This window comes from Pseudideonella sakaiensis (genome assembly GCF_048320135.1).
In the GTDB taxonomy this organism is placed as follows: Bacteria; Pseudomonadota; Gammaproteobacteria; order Burkholderiales; family Burkholderiaceae_C; genus Ideonella_A; species Ideonella_A sakaiensis_A.
Genome location: NZ_CP182947.1, coordinates 1,119,957 through 1,137,357, shown reverse-complemented (window position 1 = coordinate 1,137,357; position 17,401 = coordinate 1,119,957). Strand labels below are relative to the sequence as shown.

The following is a 17,401-nucleotide window of genomic DNA, read 5'->3' as shown; positions in this document are numbered from 1 at the left end:
GCTGCTGCGCCGGAGGAAATCCACCATGACGACAAACCTGATCGAGCTCGAGGTCGATGGCGGCATCGCCACCCTCGTGCTGAATCGTCCCGACAAGCGCAACGCAATGAGCGACGAGATGCGCACGGCCTTCATCGATGCACTGGAGCGGGTCGCCGCCGACAAGGCCATCAAGGCGCTGGTGCTGACCGGTGCCGGCAAAGGCTTCTGCGCCGGCGGCGATATTGCCGGCATGGAGCGCCGCATGAACGCGCCTGCCGGCGAGGTCGGCTTCAACGGCTGGCATCGCCAGCAGCGCGTGCACCATACGCAGGCGCTCCTGCACACCATGCCCAAACCGGTGATTGCAGCGGTCAACGGTGCGGCTTCGGGCCTTGGCGCCGACACCGCGCTCGCCTGCGATTTCATCATCGCCAGCGAGTGGGCGAATTTCTCGTGGTCGTACATCCTCCGTGGCATCGTGCCGGACGGCGGCGGCATGTATTTCCTGCCGCGCCGCGTCGGCTTGGTGAAGGCCAAGGAGCTGATCTTCACCGGCCGCAAGGTCGATGTCGACGAAGCCCTGGCACTGGGCATCGTCGATCGCAAGACCTCCGGCGAGACGCTGGTGGCCGATGCGCAGTCCTGGGCGGCCGAACTGAGCCGGGGCTCGTCGACCGCGCTCGCGCTCGGCAAGACCATCCTCAACCAGAGCTTCGAGCTCTCCGCCCACCAGGTCTTTGCGCAAGGCAGCCAGGCGCAGGGCATTTGCTACACGAGCAGCGAGCATCGCGAATCGGTGATGGCCTTCCTGGCCAAATCCGCCGCGAAAGAATGAACGCCATGGACCATCTCGACCCCATCGCCCGACTGCTGCAACCGCGCAGCGTCGCCATCATCGGCGCCTCGGCCGATGCCACCAAGACCGCCGGCCGGCCGGTGTCCTACCTCGTGAAGCACGGGTTCTCCGGCGACATCCTTCCGGTCAACCCCAAGGTCGACCGAATCGGCGAACTGCCGTGCTACCCCGACATCGCGTCGCTGCCGACCGTGCCCGACGTCGGCATCGTGCTGCTCAGCGCCGAGCGTGCCCATCTCGCCCTGCGCGAACTGGCGGCGCGCGGAACCGCCGCGGCCATCGTGCTGGCGAGCGGCTACACCGAGACCGGCGAGGAAGGTGCGCGGCGCCAGCGGCAGCTGATCGAAGCTGCCGGCTCGATGCGCATCCTCGGCCCGAACACCATCGGTCTGGTCAATCTGACCGACAACATCGTGCTGTCGGCCACTGGCGCGCTGGAGATGGAGCACTTCACGGCCGGAGGCATCGGCGTGGTTTCGCAAAGCGGCGGCATCCTCGGTTCCTTGCTGTCGCGTGCCGCGGCGCGCGGCATCGGATTGTCGAAGCTGATCTCGACCAGCAACGAGGTCGACCTCGAACTGGCCGACTTCATCGACCATCTGGCCGACGATGAGGCGACGAAGGTGATCGCGCTGTATATCGAGACGGTGCGCAATCCGGCGAAGTTCCGGGCCGCCGCGCTGAAGGCGGCGGGCGCCGGCAAGCCGGTGGTCGCGTTCAAGATCGGCCGTTCCGAGGCCGGCGTCAAGGCCGCGGTCTCGCACACCGGTGCGCTGGCAGGTGCCGACCGCATGTACGACGCGCTGTTCAAGCAGGTGGGCGTGATCCGCGCGCAGACCTTCGCCGACCTGATCGACATCCCGGCCGCGCTGGACACCGGGCGCACCCTGCGCGGCAACCGCGTCGCGATCCTGACCTCCACCGGCGGCGCCGGCACGCTGGTATCCGACGACCTCGGCATGGCCGGCTTCGAGACGCCTGCCCCGGACGGAGAGACCGCGGCAGCGCTGCGTGCATTGCAGACCGGCGACCACGCAGTGCTTGACCGCAACCCGATCGACGTGACGCTCGCCGGACTGAAGCCGGATCTGCTGCGCGGCGCGATCGATATCCTGCTGCAGAGCGACAGCTACGACGCGCTGACGATCATCGTCGGCTCCTCGAGCCTGGCCAACCCGACGCTGCTCGTCGATCCGATCAAGGACTGCCTGCCGCGTTCGGACAAACCCGTCATTGCCTATGTCAGCCCGCACGCCCCCGAGGTTGGCGCTGCGCTGACACGCGCCGGCGTGCCGGCCTTCGCGGCGGCCGAGAGCTGCACCGCGGCGCTCGGCGGCATGCTGAGGGCCGCACGCTTCGAAGCGCACGCCGAGGCGGTGGATCGACCGGCGGGCATCGCCGTCGACGACCTGCCATCGGGTTCGCTCGACGAGGCCGAGGCCAAGCAATTGTTCGAACGCTTCGGCATGCCCTGTGCGCCGGAGCGCATCGTGCAGACACCGGCGCAGGCCGAGGCTGCTGCGCACGAACTTGGCGGCCAGGTCGTGTTGAAGATCCTTTCGTCCGAGATCACTCACAAGACCGAAGTCGGTGGCGTCGCAGTGAACCTGACCCCGGAGACGATCGGTGCGCGCCTGATCGGAATGGCTGCCGACGTCGAAGCGAAGGCCGGCATTCGGCCGCAGCGCTTCCTGGTGCAGCAGATGGTGAGCGGCGGCACCGAACTGATTCTCGGCATGCACCGGGATCCGTTGGGCACGGCGATCCTGCTGGGCATGGGCGGTGTGACCGCCGAGCTGTTCAAGGACACGACGATGCGGCTGCTGCCTGCCGCGGGAGGGTTGAGCCGCGCTGAGGCATTGGCCATGGCGAAGGAACTCAAGACCTGGCCGCTGCTCGACGGATTCCGCGGCCGGCCGAAGCTCGACGTCGAGGCGCTGGTCGATGCGATCGTCGCGTTCTCGCAGATGGCCGCGCAATTGGGCGATCGACTTGTCGAGGCGGAAGCCAACCCGGTGTTCGTATTGCCGCAGGGCCAGGGCGTTTGCGCAGCCGACGGCGTCGTCGTGCTGGCTTGAGGTTCTTGGCGCCGTTGAACCCCTGAAGGAGGCGCGATGTTTGCTACCGAAGTCCTTGCGTGCTACGCGGCGCGTTGTCGTGACGAGCCGCTGCCTGCAGAGGTTGTGCACCATGCCAAGCGCGCAGTGATCGACTGGCATGCGGCGCTGTATCCGGGGCTGGACGCACCGGCAGTGCGGGCACTCATTGCCGTGCTCGCCGACGACCTCGACCGCGGAGCGGCACGCCTGGCTGGCGGCCGAGCGGCCACACCACGCGCGGCAGCGCTGATACAGGGCACGGCCGCGCATGCTGCGGAGGTCGACGACAGCTTTCGCGACGCGATGGTTCACCCCGGCGCTGCCACGATCGCGGCAGCCCTCGCTGCAGCGCAGTCGGTCGGCGCGAGCGGACTCGACCTCCTGCGCGGGGTCGTCGTCGGCTACGAGGTCTCGACACGCATCGGCGTCGCGCTGGGTCGCGCGCATTACGAGCACTGGCACAACACCGGAACGGTAGGCAGCTTCGGCGCCGCCGCAGCCGCAGGATTTCTGCTCGGACTGGACGAGCAGGCGTTCGCCAACGCACTGGCAATGACCGGCACCTTCAGCGCCGGGCTGCAGCAGGCCTTCCGCAGCGAAGCAATGGCCAAGCCGCTGCACGCCGGGCGTGCCGCCGAGGCCGGCATGCTGGCTGCGCAACTCGCGGCGCGGGGCGTTCGCAGCTCGCTCGACATCCTCGACGGAGAAGGCGGAATGGGTCGTGCGATGGGCGATTTTGCCGACTGGTCGCAGATCGGCGCCACGCTGGGCCGTGACTTCAACACCATGCGGCTGACGTTCAAGAATCACGTCGGCTGCGGGCACAACTTTCCGGCGATCGACGGCGTGCTGGGGATTCAGGACCTGCACGGATTCACCTATCGCGATATCGAGCGCATCCATCTCGGCGTCTACCGCGCGACGCTCGACATCGCTCCCCATGTCGATCCGATCGACGCCGATCAGGCCCGCTTCAGCCTGCACTACATGGTGGCATCCGCGCTCGTGCACGGCAGCGTGCGCCTGTCCGCATTTGACGCCCAACGTCTGAACGACACCGCAACCCGAGCGCTGATGAAGCGCATCACACGCACTCTCGACCCGGCGATCGATGCCGCATTCCCGGGTCGCCGCGGTGCGCGTGTCGAGATCACGCTGCACGATGGGCGCCGCTTCACTCACGTCCAGTCCGATCGCAAGGGAGACCCCGAACTGCCGCTGTCGGACGCCGAGCTCGGCGACAAGCTGATCGAGCTGGCATCGCCGGCGATCGGCGGCGAGGCCGCCGCCGCGCTGCTGGCACGGCTGTGGGACCTGGACATCCATCAGGAGCTGCCATGACCCGACATGCGTTCATCTGCGACCCGGTTCGCACGCCATTCGGCCGCTACGGCGGTGCCCTGTCATCGGTTCGTGCCGATGACCTCGGTGCCATTCCGATCGCGGCGCTGTTCATCCGGGGCTCGACCGGGAGGCCGTTGCCGATGTGACCTTTGGACGCTCGAACCAGGGCGACGAGGCGACGTGATCGAGCTGTACGAGGCCTTCGCCGCCCAGGGCCTGGCCGTGTTGCGGGAGCCAGAACTGCCGGAAGGCGATCCGCTCGTCAATCCGAACCTCGGTGCGATGGCACTCGGACATCCACATGGCGCCTGGGGCCCGGCTTGCGATCACGGCGGCGGCGGCCGCCATCATCCCAGTGCTTAGGTCGTGGCCAGCCGCGGGCTGCGGCGCGCGTCGACGCTCGCGGGTCCGGCACCGAGGGCCGCGACGATGAACAGGCCACCAGCCACCGACATGTTCTTCATGAACAGCAGCTGCTGCACCATGGCCTGTTCAGCCGGCACGGCCCAGAACTTGTGGAACAGCACGCTGGCCGCCAGCGTGAACAAGCCGAGCGCCAGTGCAGCCCAGCGCGCCTGGAAGCCCACCGCGATGGCCAGGCCGCCCAGCAGTTCCAACAAGCCGACCACGACGGCCAGCACCGAGGCAAACGGCAGTCCGCCGCTGGCGATGTAGCCGGCAGTGCCCTGCAGGTTGCCCAGCTTGCTGAAGCCGGCCAGGATGAACATCAGTGCCAGCAGGATGCGGCCGGCGACGACGAGAGGGGTCTTGAAGGAATCGTTCATGGGCAAAGCTCCGTAGGGAATGGTTGTGTTGATGCTTGCGGGTGCGGTCTGGCTCACCACTTCATTTCGCCCTTGTTGACCTTCGCGCCGATGTCCAGCGACATGCCGCCACTGGTGACTTCGGGGTAGGCCAGCTTCATGGCGGTGATCAGGTCGCCGCTGTTGTTGGCGACAGGCAAGGCCTTCTCGAAGGTCTGCAGATAGCCCTTGGTGAAGGCAATCGAACCGGCGTCCAGTTTGGTGCCGGCATGCATGTGTCCGGGGACCACCAACTCGGGCTTCAGCGCCGCCATCTCATCGAGCTGCACGACCCAAGCGGCGCGCTCGGCGAGCGTCTGCGTGTCAGCGGTCCACACATGCATGTTGCCGAATACGCCGATGTTGCCGACGATGGCCTTGATCGACGGTACCCAGGCATAGGGTCGGTGTGCTAACAGGCCCTCAGTGCCGCGGATTTCGATGGTCTGGTCTTCCAGCTGCAGCACATTGCCTGCCAGCGCACGGGGCAGGACCGGCTTGCGCGGCGCGTTGGCGCCCATCTTGGGGCCCCAGAACGCCACCTTGCCCGCAAGCTTGGGCGTCAGCTTGTCCAGCACGGCGCGGGTGGTCACCACGTCGGCCTGAGGAAAGATCTCCTTCAAGGTCTCGACGCCGAAGTAGTAGTCCGGGTCGGCCTGGCTGACATAGATGGTGGTCAGTTGCTTGCCGCTGTCGAGCACATTGGCCGCGATGCGCAGCGCGTCGGCGCGGGTGAAGCCGGCGTCGATCACGATGGCGTCCTTCTGGCCGGAGATCAGCGTCGAGTTGACGTTGAAGCTGTTGCCGTCGGCGTTGTAGACCTTGACGGACAGCGGCTGGTCGGCGAAGGCCGAGGTGAATACGACGGCCAGGGTGGCCGCGACGAGGGTGCTGCGAAACATGTTGATCTCCAGTAGGGGTCAGAGGCGAAATCTGCGCTGACGTGGACTTTAGTTTCGAAAATCGAACAGATAAACCGGTTATTCTGGGCATCACTGTTTCAATATTCGGACACATCATGGATCGATTGGCGGCGATGCAGGTATTCGTGGAAGTGGCCACCGCTGGCAGCTTCAGCGCCGCGGCGGACAAGCTGGACATGTCCCGCACCATGGTCACCCGGTACGTCGGTGCGCTGGAACAGTGGCTGGGCTCGCGCCTGCTGCAGCGCACCACCCGCAGCGTGACGCTGACCGATGCGGGCGAACACTGCCTGCGTCGCAGCCAGCAGATGCTGGCGCTGATGGAAGACGTCGAGGACGAAACGAAAAGCTCGGACGGCGCGCTGCGTGGTCAGCTGCGCATCACCTGCAGCATGTCGTTTGCCTACGCGCAGATGGCGGCCGCGGTAGTCGACTTTCTGCAACTGCATCCTCAACTGAAGATCGACCTCAACGCCAGCGAGGGCGCACTCAACCTGGTGGAAGCGCGTATCGACCTGGCGATACGCATCAGCGCCGAGCCTGATCCCGCGCTGATCGGCCGAGTGCTGGCGCCGTGCACATCGGTGCTGGTCGCCTCACCCGGGTATCTGGCCAACCTGGGTGTGCCGCGTTCGCCAGCCGACCTTGCCGGGCATCGCTGTCTGACCTACGCCAATTTCGGCAAGAGCGCGTGGCTGCTCAGTCGTGGCGCCGAGCAAGTCGAGGTCAAGGTCAGCAGCCACTTCAGCGCCAACGAGGCGACGGCCTTGCTGCGCGCCGCATTGGCCGGTGGCGGGTTGGCCCTGCAGCCCACGTATCTGACCAAACCGCACCTCGCCGACGGCAGCCTGCAGCGGGTGCTGCCGGACTGGACCCCGCCGCCCTTGTCGATCTATGCCCTCTACACATCACGCAGGCACTTGTCGCCTGCGGTGCGTGCGTTGCTGGATTTTCTGGTGGAGCGGTTCGCCGAAACGCCTTGGCAGCTCGCTGCTGCTGCGATGCCGAAACGACGCAGCTGATCGAAGCATCCGTGTTTCGCCGAGCGCCTGGACGAAGCGGCCGGTGGCCTTTGGCACACAGCGCCTTCGCTACACCGCCGTGGCCAACCCGTCGGCGCTGGCGCGGCCCGTTCCCGGCGGGTGGGTCACAATGCTGCGCAGCGCTGGCTGCGGCGCCTGCCGAGGGTCGACCAGGGCGGCCACATTCGGGCGGGGTCGACACAGACCGGGCTGGGCGGACCAGGCCTGCTCCAGCGCCTGCGCCGCACACAACAGCCAGGCGTCGCTGCGCAGCGGGGCCATCAGCTGCAGTCCGAAGGGCATGCCGGCCTCGTCTACGCCGCAGGGCAGGCTCAGCGAGGGGTTGGTGGCCAGGGTGCCGAGGTAGGTCAGCGCCAGCCAGCGGTAGTAGTTTTCCATCGGCTGCCCGTCTATTTCGGCGGCGTACAGCTGAGTCCAGGCGAACGGCGTCACCGGCGAGGTGGGCGCAACGATCAGGTCCACGTCATCGAACGCCCGTGCAAAGTCGCGGGCGATGCGGGTTTGCGTCAGGTGTGCCCAGGTGCGGTCGCCCAGCGTCATGCGGCCTGCCAGTTCCACGTTGGCGCGCACATGCGGCGCCAGGGTCTCAGGTGCGCTGGCCAGCGTGTCGGCATAGGCGGCATAAAAGCTCTCGGCACGCAACACGTCGAAGACCCGGTGGCCGTCGGCCAGGTCCAGGGTCAGCGGCCGGCACTGCGCGCCCAGCCGCTGCAGCCCCTCGATGCGGTCGCGGAACACGCGGCGCACCATCGGGTCGACCGCGCAGCAGCCGAAGTCTTCGGTAAATCCGATGCGCAGCCGTGACAGATCGACCGCGGCCGGCGGCTGGTCCAGGTCGGGTTGCACGCACGACAAGGGGTCACGCGCGTCAAGGCCCGCGCTGGCACGCAGCAGCAGCCGGGTGTCGGCCACATCACGGGCCATCGGCCCCAGCACCGAGATCACCGACCAGCCCAGCGGCCGCGCATCGTTGGCCACCAGGCCGGGGGACGGCCGCAGGCCGACCACGCCGCACAACGCGGCCGGGATGCGCAGCGACCCGCCGGTGTCCGACCCGGTGGCCAGCGGCAGCATGTCCAGTGCCAACGCCGCCGCCGAGCCGCCGGACGAGCCGCCTGCGTTCAGGTTCGGGTTGAACGGGTTGCCGGTGGCGCCCCACACCGGGTTGCGTGTATTGGCGCCAGCACCCATGTCGGGCACGTTGGTCTTGGCCACCACGATGGCTCCGGCCGCTCGCAGCCTGGCGACCAGCGCGTTGTCACGCACAGGCACATGATTGCGTCGGCCGATGCTGCCGCCGGTGGTCAACAAACCGGCGGTGTCCTGCAGGTCCTTCACGCCCAGCGGCAGGCCATGCAGCAGGCCCAGCGCGTCGCCGCGCATCACCGCCGCCTCGGCCGCGCGGGCCGCCGTGCGTGCGCGCTCGAAGTCGGTCGCCGCGAGCGCATTGACCGCCGGGTTCAGTGCCTCGATGCGGGCGATGCAGGCGTCCATCAGCTCCACAGGTGACAGCGCGCGACGGCCGATCAGCGCGCGCAGCGCCACTGCACCCAGCTCGGTCACCGCGGCGTCGGTGCTCACTGTTCGCTCAGCCCGGCCTTGTGCACATAGGCCCGCAGCTTGGGCAGCTCCTCGGCCACGCGGCGCTCGTAGGCGGCAGGGGGCTCGGGCTGCACGTCAACGCCGCGAGCGGTCAGCTGGGTGCGGGTATCGGCGTCGGCCAGGCTGTCGGCAAAGGCCTTGGTCAGCGCGGTGCGGACGGGTGCCGGCAGGCCGCGCGGCGCCACCACGGTGATCCAGGGCACCATCTCGTAGCCTTCGTAGCCCGACTGGGCGATCGACGGCACACCGGGCATGGTGGGTGATGGTTTCAACGAGGTCACCGCGATGGCCTTGACCTTGCCGCCGTTGACCTGCGGTATGGCAGCCACGTTGGTGTCGAAAGTCAGCTGGATCTGCCCGCCGATCAGGTCCTGCATGGCCGGCGCGCTGCCTTTGTAGGGCACATGCACGATGTTGATGTCGGCCATCACCTTCAGCAGTTCACCGGCAAAGTGCGCCGTGGTGCCGTTGCCGAAGGAGCCGAAGTTGAGCTGGCCGGGCTTGGCCTTGGCCAGCGCCACCAGCTCCTTCAGGTTCTTGGCCGGCACCGAAGGGTGGGCCAGCAGCACCAATGGCGAGGTACCCATCACGCCGATCGACTCGAAACTGGTCAGCGGGTCATAGGGCAGCTTGGCCTTGAGCGCCGGGTTGATGGTGAAGGTGGTGTTGGAGCTGATCAACAGCGTATAGCCATCCGGCGCGGACTGCGCCACCTGGCCGGCGCCAATGGCCGTGCCGGCGCCGGCACGGTTCTCCACCAGCACCTGCTGGCCAAGCCTGGCGCCCATCGCATTGGCGAGAATGCGGCCGATCACGTCGGTGGCACCGCCCGGTGGGTAGGGCACCACCAAGGTCACCGGCTTGCTCGGAAAGGCCTGGGCCCAAGCAGTGGACGGTGCGGTGACCGCTGCAACGGCGCACAGCAAGGCCAGACGCAGGCCGTGGTTCAGGGCATGGCGACGGTGGGTGGTCATGGGGATTTCCTCCTGGGACGATGGGGGTTGTTGGGGCGTGGCGCAATCGCGCTGCGCGCGGTGGTGGGCTCGGTTTGGGCGAGCGGGGCACACCAGCGGGCGATCATTCCGCCCAGCAGTTCCAGTTGAGCCTTTTCGGCCGCGCTGTCGGGGCCGAAAAGGCGCGCCACGCCGAGCCCGCGAAGTGCGGACAGCACCAGGTCGACCTGCGCTACAAAGTCGGGCTGCGCGTGGGCCTCGGGCAGCACATCGGCAAAGCGTTGGTACATCGAGGCGACCAACTGCCGACGCAACAGGGCGACGCGGGGCTGCAGTTCGGCGTCGCCGGCGCTGCCGAAGTAAACGCTCCACGCCGCCAGGAAACGCGGAGGCTCGTACAGGCTCTGCCACAGCACCTGCACCAGCGCCTGGCAGCGCTGAGGCAGCGGCATGCTGGCTTCAGGCCAGGGCACACCACTTTCGTCGCTCGCTTCCAGAATGGCCTGCAGCACCTCGAGCATCAGCTCCGCGCGCGAGCCGAAATGGTGCTGCAGCGCACCCGGAGTAACGCCTGCGGCCTTGGCCAACTCGAACATCGTGGCCTGGCCATAGCTGCGGGTGCGAACCACCTCGATGGCCGTTGCGATCAGGTGTGCACGGGTATCTCGCGCACGGTCCGCACGGCTGCGGCGGTCTGTAAGGGAGTTCATGGGGTTGAAGAATAGACATTACACCTGTATTGTGAAACTGATGGATACCCTAACGACCACCTGACCGGGAGGCCCGCAATGACCAATGACATCGAAGACCGCTTTCTGACCGACTGGAGCGGCTTGACCCGCGGCCGACCGGCCGAATTGCACAGACCAGCGACGGCCGCAGAAGTGGCCGCCATCGTTGCCGATTGCCACCGGCAGGGCCGCAAGATCACGATCCAGGGCGGGCTGACCGGCCTGGCCGGCGGTGCCGTTCCGGCCGACGGCGACGTCGTCATCAACCTCGAGCGGATGAACCAGATCGAGGAGATCGACGATCTCGAAGGCGTGATGGTGGTGCAGGCCGGCGCGACGCTGGAGCAGGTGCAGAGCGCCGCCGCAGATGCGGGCTGGTTTTTTCCGGTCGATCTCGGCGCACGCGGCAGTTGCCAGGTTGGTGGCAACGCGGCGACCAACGCCGGCGGCGAACGGGTTCTGCGCTACGGCACGATGCGCGACTCGGTGCTCGGCCTCGAGGCCGTGCTGGCCGACGGCACGGTGCTCGAATCGCTGACCCGGTTGGTGAAAAACAGCGCCGGCCTCGACCCGCGCTTCCTGTTCATCGGCTCGGAAGGCACGCTGGGCATCATCACCCGGCTGGTACTGAAACTGCAGCCGCCGCCCGGCCCGACGGTGGCTGCGATCGCCGCGCTGCCCGACATGGTGGCGGTGGCCAAGCTGCTGCGCCACCTGAAGCAGACGCTGGGCGGCATGTTGCACGCCTATGAATTCATGTCGCAGCGCTTCGTCGAGATGTCGGCCTCGCTGAGCGGTGTTCGCAACCCCGTCGATCCGCAAAGCCCGTGGGCGGTGCTGATCGAGGCGCGCGGAGTGCAGGGCCAGACCGTCGATGAGCAGTTGCAGGCAGCGCTGGAAGGCGCCTTCGAGGCCGAGCTGATCAGCGACTGCGCAGTCGCATCGAGCTTGTCGGACGTCGAATCCTTCTGGCGCCTGCGGCAAAGCATCCCCGAACTGCTGACGCACCTGAAGCCGACGGTCAATTTCGACTGTGGCCTGGCGCTGAAGCAGATTCCGGACTTCGTCGAACGGGTCGAGGCCGTGCTGAAGTCGCGCTTTCCGAACGCCGAGCACCTGTTTTTCGGCCACCTCGGAGACAACAACCTGCACCTGGTGACCGGGCCACACGCTGAGCAGGACAAGCACACCGTCGATGAACTCGTCTACCGCGAGCTGCAAGGCCACCACGGGACGATCAGCGCCGAACATGGCGTCGGTTTCATCAAGAAGCCGTTCCTCGAGATGACGCGCAACCCTGCGCAGATCGCGCTGCTGCGCACGCTGAAGCAGGCGCTCGATCCGAAGCAGACGCTGAACCCGGGGCGTGTACTGGACTGAAGCCAGCGAACCGGGCCAGCCCTTCCGTTTGCAACGGCCGCTCAGCGCGAGCGCCGCCGGGCCTGGTTTTTCTGCCCGGCAGCGTGATCCAACGCGATGCGATCGGCCCAGCCGGGCAGCCACTGCGCGAGGTGATCGGCAAAACCCTCGGCGGCCGGCGACAGGCTGCGCGCCAACGGCTTGTAGAGGCAGACCTTGCGCACCGTCTCGGGTTCGAGCACGCGCCGCATCACCAGCCCGTAGCGGACCGCGAGAACGGCAACATAGGCCGGCGCCAGCGTCGCCGCGATGCCCTGCGCCGCGATGCCCATTGCGGTGGTGATGTTGTCGACGACGTCGACCGGTCTGACCCTCGATTCCTCGGGCACGCTCAGCCTCATCTGGCCGACGCTGCGTTCGTGGTCGTAGCCGGCTGCGACCAGCGGCTGCTCGAGCAGGTCGCGCCAGCGCAGCGCGCTGCGCTGCGCCAGTGGATGCGCAGGCGAACACCACAAGACCCAGGCGCTGTCGAACAGCGCCTGCCTGGCGACGTCGCTGCCGGCAGGACGGTCCGGACCGACGGCAATATCGACGTCACCGGCGTTGACGCTGTCGACCAGGTTTTCCACCGGCAGGTCGCGCACGCGGACGACGACCCTCGGCCGCGCAACCTGAAACGCCATGATGGCCTCGGGCACGGCGGTGCTGGCCAGCACCAGTGGCGCACCGACCCGCACGACGCCGGCGGCGCGGTGGCGCACATCGTTGGCGGTGCTTTCGGCCGCTTGCACATTGCGTGCGATCGTCTGCGCCGCCGGCAGGAAGTCGCGCCCGGCGCTGGACACTGCCACCCGCCGCGTCGTGCGGTCGAACAAGCGGAATTCGAGCACCGACTCGAGTTCGGCCACCAGTTGGCTGACTGCCTGCGCAGTCAAGCCGAGCCGGTCGGCAGCGGCGGTGAAATTGTGCAGCTCGGCCACTGCCAGAAAGGCCTCGATCTGGCGCAAGGTGAATCGGGTCAACGGCATGTCTTGATTATCAACCTTAGCTTGATGAATGCCCTGGATCGATTGATGGTGTTCCATGCCGAATGCGGCAAGACTGGCGGCACAACGACAGACGCCATTCCCGCACAGCGCGTTCGGACAACCGGGGACAACACGAGATGCCAGAAGCCATTGAACATGCCGCACTCGCGCGGGAACTGCACGATGCGGAGCGCACGGCCGTGCAGATCGCGCAGTTCTCCAAGCGTTTTCCGTCGATGGAGATGGCCGACAGCTATGCGATCCAGCGCGAATGGATGAAGCTGAAGCTGGCTGACGGACGTCGCGTCATCGGCCACAAGATCGGCCTGACCTCGCGCGCGATGCAACTGGCCTCGCAGATCACCGAACCCGACTACGGCACCCTGCTCGACGACATGCTGCTGCGCGACGGCAGCGAGATCGAAACCGCGCGCTTCATCGTGCCGCGCTTCGAGGTCGAGTTCGCATTCATCCTCGCACGCACACTCGAAGGGCCGAACGTCAGCTTGTTCGACGTGCTCAATGCAACCGACTACGTGGTGCCCGCGCTCGAACTGATCGACGCGCGCATCGAGCAGTTCGACCGCGTCAGCAAGGCGCCGCGCAAGGTGCTCGACACGATTGCCGACAACGCCGCCAATGCCGCGATCGTCATGGGCGGCCGGCCGATGAAGCCCGATGCGGTCGACTGGCGCTGGGCCGGCGCCCTGTTGTTCAAGAACGGGGTGATCGAGGAGTCGGGGCTTGGCGCTGCGGTGCTGAACCATCCGGGCAACGGCGTCGCCTGGCTGGCCAACAAGCTGGCCCCGCATGGCGAACGCCTGCAGGCCGGCGAGATCGTGCTCGGCGGATCCTTCACCCGGCCCGTGCCTTGCGCCGTCGGCGACGTCTTCCATGCCGACTACGGCCCGCTCGGCTCGATCAGCGTGCGTTTTGTCTGAGGAATATCGATGACTTCATCCGCCAATGTCTTCAAGCAGGCCCTGACGCAACCGGGGGCGCAGATCGGCCTGTGGCTCGGCCTGGCCGACCCCTATGCGGCCGAGCTGTGCGCCACCACCGGCTTCGACTGGCTGCTGATCGACGGTGAACACGGCCCGAACGACCTGCGTTCGATGCTCGCCTCACTGCAAGCCGTCGCGCCGTATCCGGCGCACCCGGTGGTGCGCATCCCGCACGGCGATACCGCGCTGATCAAGCAGGTGCTCGAGATCGGTGCCACCACCTTGCTGGTGCCGATGGTCGAAACGGCCGAACAGGCGCGTGAACTGGTCCGTGCGACCCGCTACCCGCCGCAGGGCATGCGCGGTGTCGGCTCCGGGCTGGCGCGTTCGTCGCGCTGGAGCGCGCAAGCCGACTATCTGAAAACAGCCAACGACGGCATCTGCCTGCTGGTTCAGGTCGAGACCGCGGCCGCGCTGGAGCAACTCGACGAGATCGCGGCGGTGGACGGCATCGACGGCGTCTTCATCGGCCCGGCCGACCTTGCCGCATCGATGGGGTACCTCGGTGCAGCCGACGAGCCGGCGGTGGTCAAGGCGATCGACGACGGCATCCGTCGCATCCTGGCCGCCGGCAAGGCGCCTGGCATCCTCGCCGTCAACGAGGCAAGGGCGCGCGAATGCATCGAGCAAGGTGTGCGTTTCATCGCGGTCGGCATCGAGACGACGCTGCTGGCGCAGGCCGCGCGCACGCTGTCGGCGCGGTTCAAGGCGCCGGCCGCCAAACAGAAGTGAAGATGGACCTGAGTCGGCTGCGTGCGGCGTTCTCCGGCCGCTTGCTCGTCGAAGCCGACGAGATGGCGCCCTGGCTGACCGACTGGCGCCGCAAATGGACCGGCCGCGCGATCGCGGTGGCGCAGCCCGATACCGCTGCCGATGTCGCCGCGGTGATGCGCTGGTGTCACGAGCAGCGGGTGCCGGTGGTGCCGCAAGGCGGCAACACCGGCTTGTCGGGCGGCGCCACGCCGGACCAGTCGGGCGCTGCGCTGGTGCTGTCGCTGAGCCGGCTCAACCGTGTGCGGCGCATCGATGCGGCCAACAATTCACTCGAGGTCGAAGCCGGTGTCACGCTGCTGCAGGTGCAGCAGGCGGCCCGCGAAGCCGGCCGCCTGTTTCCACTCAGCCTGGCCGCCGAAGGGACTTGCACCATCGGCGGCAACCTGGCGAGCAATGCAGGCGGCGTGCAGGTGCTGCGTTATGGCAATGCACGCGACCTCTGCCTGGGCCTGGAAGTCGTCACGCCGGCTGGCGAGTTGTGGCATGGCCTGCGCGGGCTGCGCAAGGACAACACCGGCTACAGCCTGCGCGACCTGTATATCGGCAGTGAAGGAACGCTCGGCATCATCACCGCGGCGTCGTTGAAGCTGTTCCCGTTGCCGGCGGCGCAGGTCGCGGCCTTCATCGCCGTGCCGTCACCGGCAGCGGCAATCGAACTGCTGCAACGGGCGCAGCAGCAGCTCGGGCCGACACTCACCGCATTCGAGCTGATCGGCGACACCTGCATCCGTCTGGTCGAAAAACATGTGGATGCCGCGCGCCTGCCGCTGGCCGATCGCTCGCCCTGGTATGTGCTGATCGAGGTCAGCGAGACGCGCGACGAAGCCTCGGCCAACGAAGCGTTGGAGGCCTTGCTGGGCAGTGCGTTCGAAAACGAGATCGCAACCGATGCCGCGCTGTCGCAGAGCCTGAGCCAGTTCGAGGCATTGTGGGCGCTGCGCGAGGACATCTCGGAGTCGCAGGGCGCCGAAGGCAGGACGATCAAGCACGACATCTCGCTGCCGATCTCGGCGATTGCCGAATTCGTCGAGCAGACCGACGCCGCGATCGAGAAACAGTTTCCCGGCCTGCGGCGGGTCGTATTCGGCCATGCCGGCGACGGCAACCTGCACTACAACCTGTCGCCCGCCGACGGCGACACCGACGAGGCGAGATTCGTCGCCCTCGAAGCGCCGATCAATCGCCTGGTGCACGACGCGGTGGTGTCGTTCGGCGGCTCCATCTCGGCCGAGCACGGTCTCGGCGTGTTGCGTCGCGATGAATCGGCGCGCTACAAATCCGAAGTCGAGTTGGCGCTGATGCGCACGCTGAAAGCCGCCCTCGATCCGCACCATCTGATGAATCCAGGAAAGCTGTTGCCATGAACAAGATGCTCGATGTATCAGGGATTGCGGTCTCGCCCGATCACTACATCAACGGCGCTCGCGTCGCATCGAACGAAACCTTCGAACTGTTCCGCCCGATCGACCAGAGCTCGCTGGGCCAGATCAGCGAAGGCACGGCTGAACATGTCGAGGCTGCGATCAGCGCCGCCGAGCGCGCCTTTCCGGCCTGGAGTGCGCTGAGCGCCGCCGAACGAAAACCCTATCTCGACCGCTTTGCCGAAGAGATCGGCAAACGCGCGGACGCCTTCTGCGTGCTCGAAAGCAACGATGCCGGCGTGTTGCTGTCGCGCATGCGCCATGGCGTGGTGCCGCGCGCGAAGCTCAACATCAGCTGGTTTGCCGAACATGCGCTGAAGTTACAGGACCATCCGATCGACACCGAGCAGGCGCACCACATCGTGCGCCACGACCCGGCCGGCGTGGTCGCGATCATCACGCCGTGGAATGCGCCGCTGATGTTGTCGACCTGGAAGCTCGGCCCGGCGCTTGCCGCCGGCAATACCTGCATCCTGAAACCGCCCGAGTGGGCGCCGCTGACCTGCTCGCTGCTGGCCGACGCGGCCGACGCCGCCGGCCTGCCGCCCGGTGTCTTCAACGTCGTGCAGGGCAGCGGCGCCAATACCGGCGCCAAACTGGTCAGCGATCCGCGGCTGGCCCGGATATCGTTCACCGGCAGCGTGCCGACCGCGAAGTGGATCGCGCAGGCGGCGGGTGCCAACCTGGTGCCGTGCAGCCTGGAGCTCGGCGGCAAGAGCCCGTTCATCGTGCTCGAGGATGCCGATATCGACAATGCGGCCGCCACCGGCGCGCTGATGTACCGCAACGCAGGACAGGTGTGCCTGGCCGGCACGCGTTTCCTGGTCCACGACAAGGTGGCAGAGAAGTTCGTCGCGGCGATGCGCGGCCATGTCGAAAAACTCAATGTCGGTGACCCGCGCGACGAGGCCACCGAAATCGGCCCGGTGATCCACCCGCGCCAGGTCGAACGCGTACTCGGTTTCATCGAGCGCGCCGTCGTCGGCGGCGCCGAACTGCTGTGGGGCGGCAGCAAGCACCCGTTCGGCGCGCAATATATTCAGCCGACGATGCTGACCAGGCTTCAGCAGAGCGACGAGATCGTGCAGAACGAGGTCTTCGGCCCGGTGCTGACGCTGCAGACCTTCGGCAGCGACGACGAGGCGATCGCGCTGGCCAACGGCACCGACTACGGGCTCGGCGGCGTCTGCTACGGCGAGACCACCCATGCGACCGCGGTGGCCGAGCGGGTGCGCACCGGTTTCATCTGGATCAACAGCTTCGGCATCCGCGACCTGGCCGCGCCGTTCGGCGGCATCAAGCGCAGTGGTATCGGTCGCGAAGGTGGCAACTGGAGCTTCGAGTTCTTCTGCGACATCAAGGACATCGTCGTGCCGAAGAAGCCGTTCCGCGCCAGCTTCAGCCAGCGCTGAGCGCTGCGAATGCCAAACAACAATGGAGAAACCAGGATGAGTTTTCGATTCACCCGACGGCAGCTTG

The 17,401-nt window shown here is 67.1% G+C and carries 16 protein-coding genes and 1 pseudogene; 11 read left to right on the top strand and 6 right to left on the bottom strand.

The features are described 5' to 3' along the window. Window positions 1-25: 25 nt before the first annotated feature. From ACNH6H_RS05010 to ACNH6H_RS04990, 5 genes and pseudogenes are all read left to right on the top strand, one after another. Window positions 26-817 (top strand): enoyl-CoA hydratase/isomerase family protein, encoded by a 792-nt coding sequence (locus ACNH6H_RS05010; RefSeq protein ID WP_418316149.1) that lies wholly within the window; start codon window positions 26-28, stop codon window positions 815-817. A gap of 5 nt (window positions 818-822) precedes the next feature. Further along, window positions 823-2,916: an acetate--CoA ligase family protein gene (locus tag ACNH6H_RS05005; RefSeq protein WP_418316146.1), complete on the top strand. Its 2,094-nt coding sequence runs from the start codon at window positions 823-825 to the stop codon at window positions 2,914-2,916. A gap of 36 nt (window positions 2,917-2,952) precedes the next feature. Beyond that, complete coding sequence (locus ACNH6H_RS05000; protein WP_418316145.1) at window positions 2,953-4,278, top strand: MmgE/PrpD family protein; 1,326 nt, start codon at window positions 2,953-2,955, stop codon at window positions 4,276-4,278. Beyond that, window positions 4,275-4,456: pseudogene (locus tag ACNH6H_RS04995) on the top strand (3-oxoadipyl-CoA thiolase); the annotation flags it as partial. The gene ACNH6H_RS05000 and the pseudogene ACNH6H_RS04995, both read left to right, overlap by 4 nt. 5 nt (window positions 4,457-4,461) lie before the next feature. Next, window positions 4,462-4,644: a hypothetical protein gene (locus tag ACNH6H_RS04990; protein WP_418316144.1), complete on the top strand. Its 183-nt coding sequence runs from the start codon at window positions 4,462-4,464 to the stop codon at window positions 4,642-4,644. Here the strand turns inward: ACNH6H_RS04990 and ACNH6H_RS04985 are convergent. Together ACNH6H_RS04985 and ACNH6H_RS04980 are read right to left on the bottom strand one after the other, a co-directional pair. After that, window positions 4,641-5,099: a DoxX family protein gene (locus ACNH6H_RS04985; protein WP_418321230.1), complete on the bottom strand. Its 459-nt coding sequence runs from the start codon at window positions 5,097-5,099 to the stop codon at window positions 4,641-4,643. The genes ACNH6H_RS04990 and ACNH6H_RS04985 overlap by 4 nt on opposite strands. Before the next feature lie 20 nt (window positions 5,100-5,119). Then, complete coding sequence (locus ACNH6H_RS04980; RefSeq protein ID WP_418316143.1) at window positions 5,120-5,986, bottom strand: MBL fold metallo-hydrolase; 867 nt, start codon at window positions 5,984-5,986, stop codon at window positions 5,120-5,122. Window positions 5,987-6,102: 116 nt separating this feature from the next. On the opposite strand from ACNH6H_RS04980, the gene ACNH6H_RS04975 reads away from it, so the two are divergent. Further along, window positions 6,103-7,029, top strand: a complete 927-nt coding sequence (locus tag ACNH6H_RS04975; RefSeq protein WP_418316142.1) for a LysR family transcriptional regulator — start codon at window positions 6,103-6,105, stop codon at window positions 7,027-7,029. Window positions 7,030-7,098: 69 nt separating this feature from the next. On the opposite strand, the gene ACNH6H_RS04970 is transcribed toward ACNH6H_RS04975, so the two are convergent. The 3 genes from ACNH6H_RS04970 to ACNH6H_RS04960 form a co-directional block, all read right to left on the bottom strand. Beyond that, the gene (locus ACNH6H_RS04970; RefSeq protein ID WP_418316141.1) at window positions 7,099-8,631 is read right to left on the bottom strand and encodes an amidase; all 1,533 of its coding nucleotides are present in this window, start codon (window positions 8,629-8,631) and stop codon (window positions 7,099-7,101) included. Further along, window positions 8,628-9,509, bottom strand: coding sequence for a Bug family tripartite tricarboxylate transporter substrate binding protein (locus tag ACNH6H_RS04965; protein WP_418316139.1), 882 nt, complete (start codon window positions 9,507-9,509; stop codon window positions 8,628-8,630). The genes ACNH6H_RS04970 and ACNH6H_RS04965 overlap by 4 nt, the downstream gene beginning before the upstream one ends. Before the next feature lie 113 nt (window positions 9,510-9,622). After that, entirely contained in the window at window positions 9,623-10,315 is a 693-nt protein-coding gene (locus ACNH6H_RS04960; RefSeq protein WP_418316138.1) for a TetR/AcrR family transcriptional regulator, read from the bottom strand. 78 nt (window positions 10,316-10,393) lie between these two features. On the opposite strand from ACNH6H_RS04960, the gene ACNH6H_RS04955 reads away from it, so the two are divergent. Then, window positions 10,394-11,716, top strand: coding sequence for an FAD-binding oxidoreductase (locus ACNH6H_RS04955; protein WP_418316136.1), 1,323 nt, complete (start codon window positions 10,394-10,396; stop codon window positions 11,714-11,716). A 41-nt stretch (window positions 11,717-11,757) separates the two neighbouring features. Here ACNH6H_RS04955 and ACNH6H_RS04950 read toward each other — a convergent pair whose 3' ends face one another. After that, the gene (locus tag ACNH6H_RS04950) at window positions 11,758-12,723 is read right to left on the bottom strand and encodes a LysR family transcriptional regulator (RefSeq protein WP_418316134.1); all 966 of its coding nucleotides are present in this window, start codon (window positions 12,721-12,723) and stop codon (window positions 11,758-11,760) included. 137 nt (window positions 12,724-12,860) lie between these two features. Between ACNH6H_RS04950 and hpaH the strand changes: the two genes are divergently transcribed. The 4 genes from hpaH to ACNH6H_RS04930 are packed head-to-tail and all read left to right on the top strand — an operon-like array spanning window position 12,861 to window position 17,334. Beyond that, window positions 12,861-13,664, top strand: a complete 804-nt coding sequence (gene hpaH / locus ACNH6H_RS04945; RefSeq protein WP_418316133.1) for a 2-oxo-hept-4-ene-1,7-dioate hydratase — start codon at window positions 12,861-12,863, stop codon at window positions 13,662-13,664. A 9-nt stretch (window positions 13,665-13,673) separates the two neighbouring features. Then, on the top strand, window positions 13,674-14,459 hold the full coding sequence (hpaI, locus tag ACNH6H_RS04940; RefSeq protein ID WP_418316132.1) for a 4-hydroxy-2-oxoheptanedioate aldolase: 786 nt from the start codon (window positions 13,674-13,676) through the stop codon (window positions 14,457-14,459). 2 nt (window positions 14,460-14,461) lie between these two features. Continuing rightward, window positions 14,462-15,865, top strand: a complete 1,404-nt coding sequence (locus ACNH6H_RS04935) for an FAD-binding oxidoreductase (protein WP_418316130.1) — start codon at window positions 14,462-14,464, stop codon at window positions 15,863-15,865. Next, a complete protein-coding gene (locus tag ACNH6H_RS04930; RefSeq protein ID WP_418316128.1) occupies window positions 15,862-17,334 on the top strand; it encodes an aldehyde dehydrogenase family protein in 1,473 nt (490 codons plus the stop codon). The genes ACNH6H_RS04935 and ACNH6H_RS04930 overlap by 4 nt, the downstream gene beginning before the upstream one ends. Window positions 17,335-17,401 lie beyond the last annotated feature (67 nt).

Excerpts from the sequence above, each read along its gene's own strand:
- hpaI (WP_418316132.1), top strand. The coding sequence starts at position 13,674 with ATGACTTCATCCGCCAATGTCTTCAAGCAGGCCCTGACGCAACCGGGG.
- ACNH6H_RS04960 (WP_418316138.1), bottom strand. The coding sequence starts at position 10,315 with ATGAACTCCCTTACAGACCGCCGCAGCCGTGCGGACCGTGCGCGAGAT.
- ACNH6H_RS04950 (WP_418316134.1), bottom strand. The coding sequence starts at position 12,723 with ATGCCGTTGACCCGATTCACCTTGCGCCAGATCGAGGCCTTTCTGGCA.
- ACNH6H_RS05000 (WP_418316145.1), top strand. The coding sequence starts at position 2,953 with ATGTTTGCTACCGAAGTCCTTGCGTGCTACGCGGCGCGTTGTCGTGAC.
- ACNH6H_RS05010 (WP_418316149.1), top strand. The coding sequence starts at position 26 with ATGACGACAAACCTGATCGAGCTCGAGGTCGATGGCGGCATCGCCACC.
- ACNH6H_RS04930 (WP_418316128.1), top strand. The coding sequence starts at position 15,862 with ATGAACAAGATGCTCGATGTATCAGGGATTGCGGTCTCGCCCGATCAC.
- ACNH6H_RS04980 (WP_418316143.1), bottom strand. The coding sequence starts at position 5,986 with ATGTTTCGCAGCACCCTCGTCGCGGCCACCCTGGCCGTCGTATTCACC.
- ACNH6H_RS04935 (WP_418316130.1), top strand. The coding sequence starts at position 14,462 with ATGGACCTGAGTCGGCTGCGTGCGGCGTTCTCCGGCCGCTTGCTCGTC.
- ACNH6H_RS04955 (WP_418316136.1), top strand. The coding sequence starts at position 10,394 with ATGACCAATGACATCGAAGACCGCTTTCTGACCGACTGGAGCGGCTTG.
- ACNH6H_RS04975 (WP_418316142.1), top strand. The coding sequence starts at position 6,103 with ATGGATCGATTGGCGGCGATGCAGGTATTCGTGGAAGTGGCCACCGCT.
- ACNH6H_RS05005 (WP_418316146.1), top strand. The coding sequence starts at position 823 with ATGGACCATCTCGACCCCATCGCCCGACTGCTGCAACCGCGCAGCGTC.
- hpaH (WP_418316133.1), top strand. The coding sequence starts at position 12,861 with ATGCCAGAAGCCATTGAACATGCCGCACTCGCGCGGGAACTGCACGAT.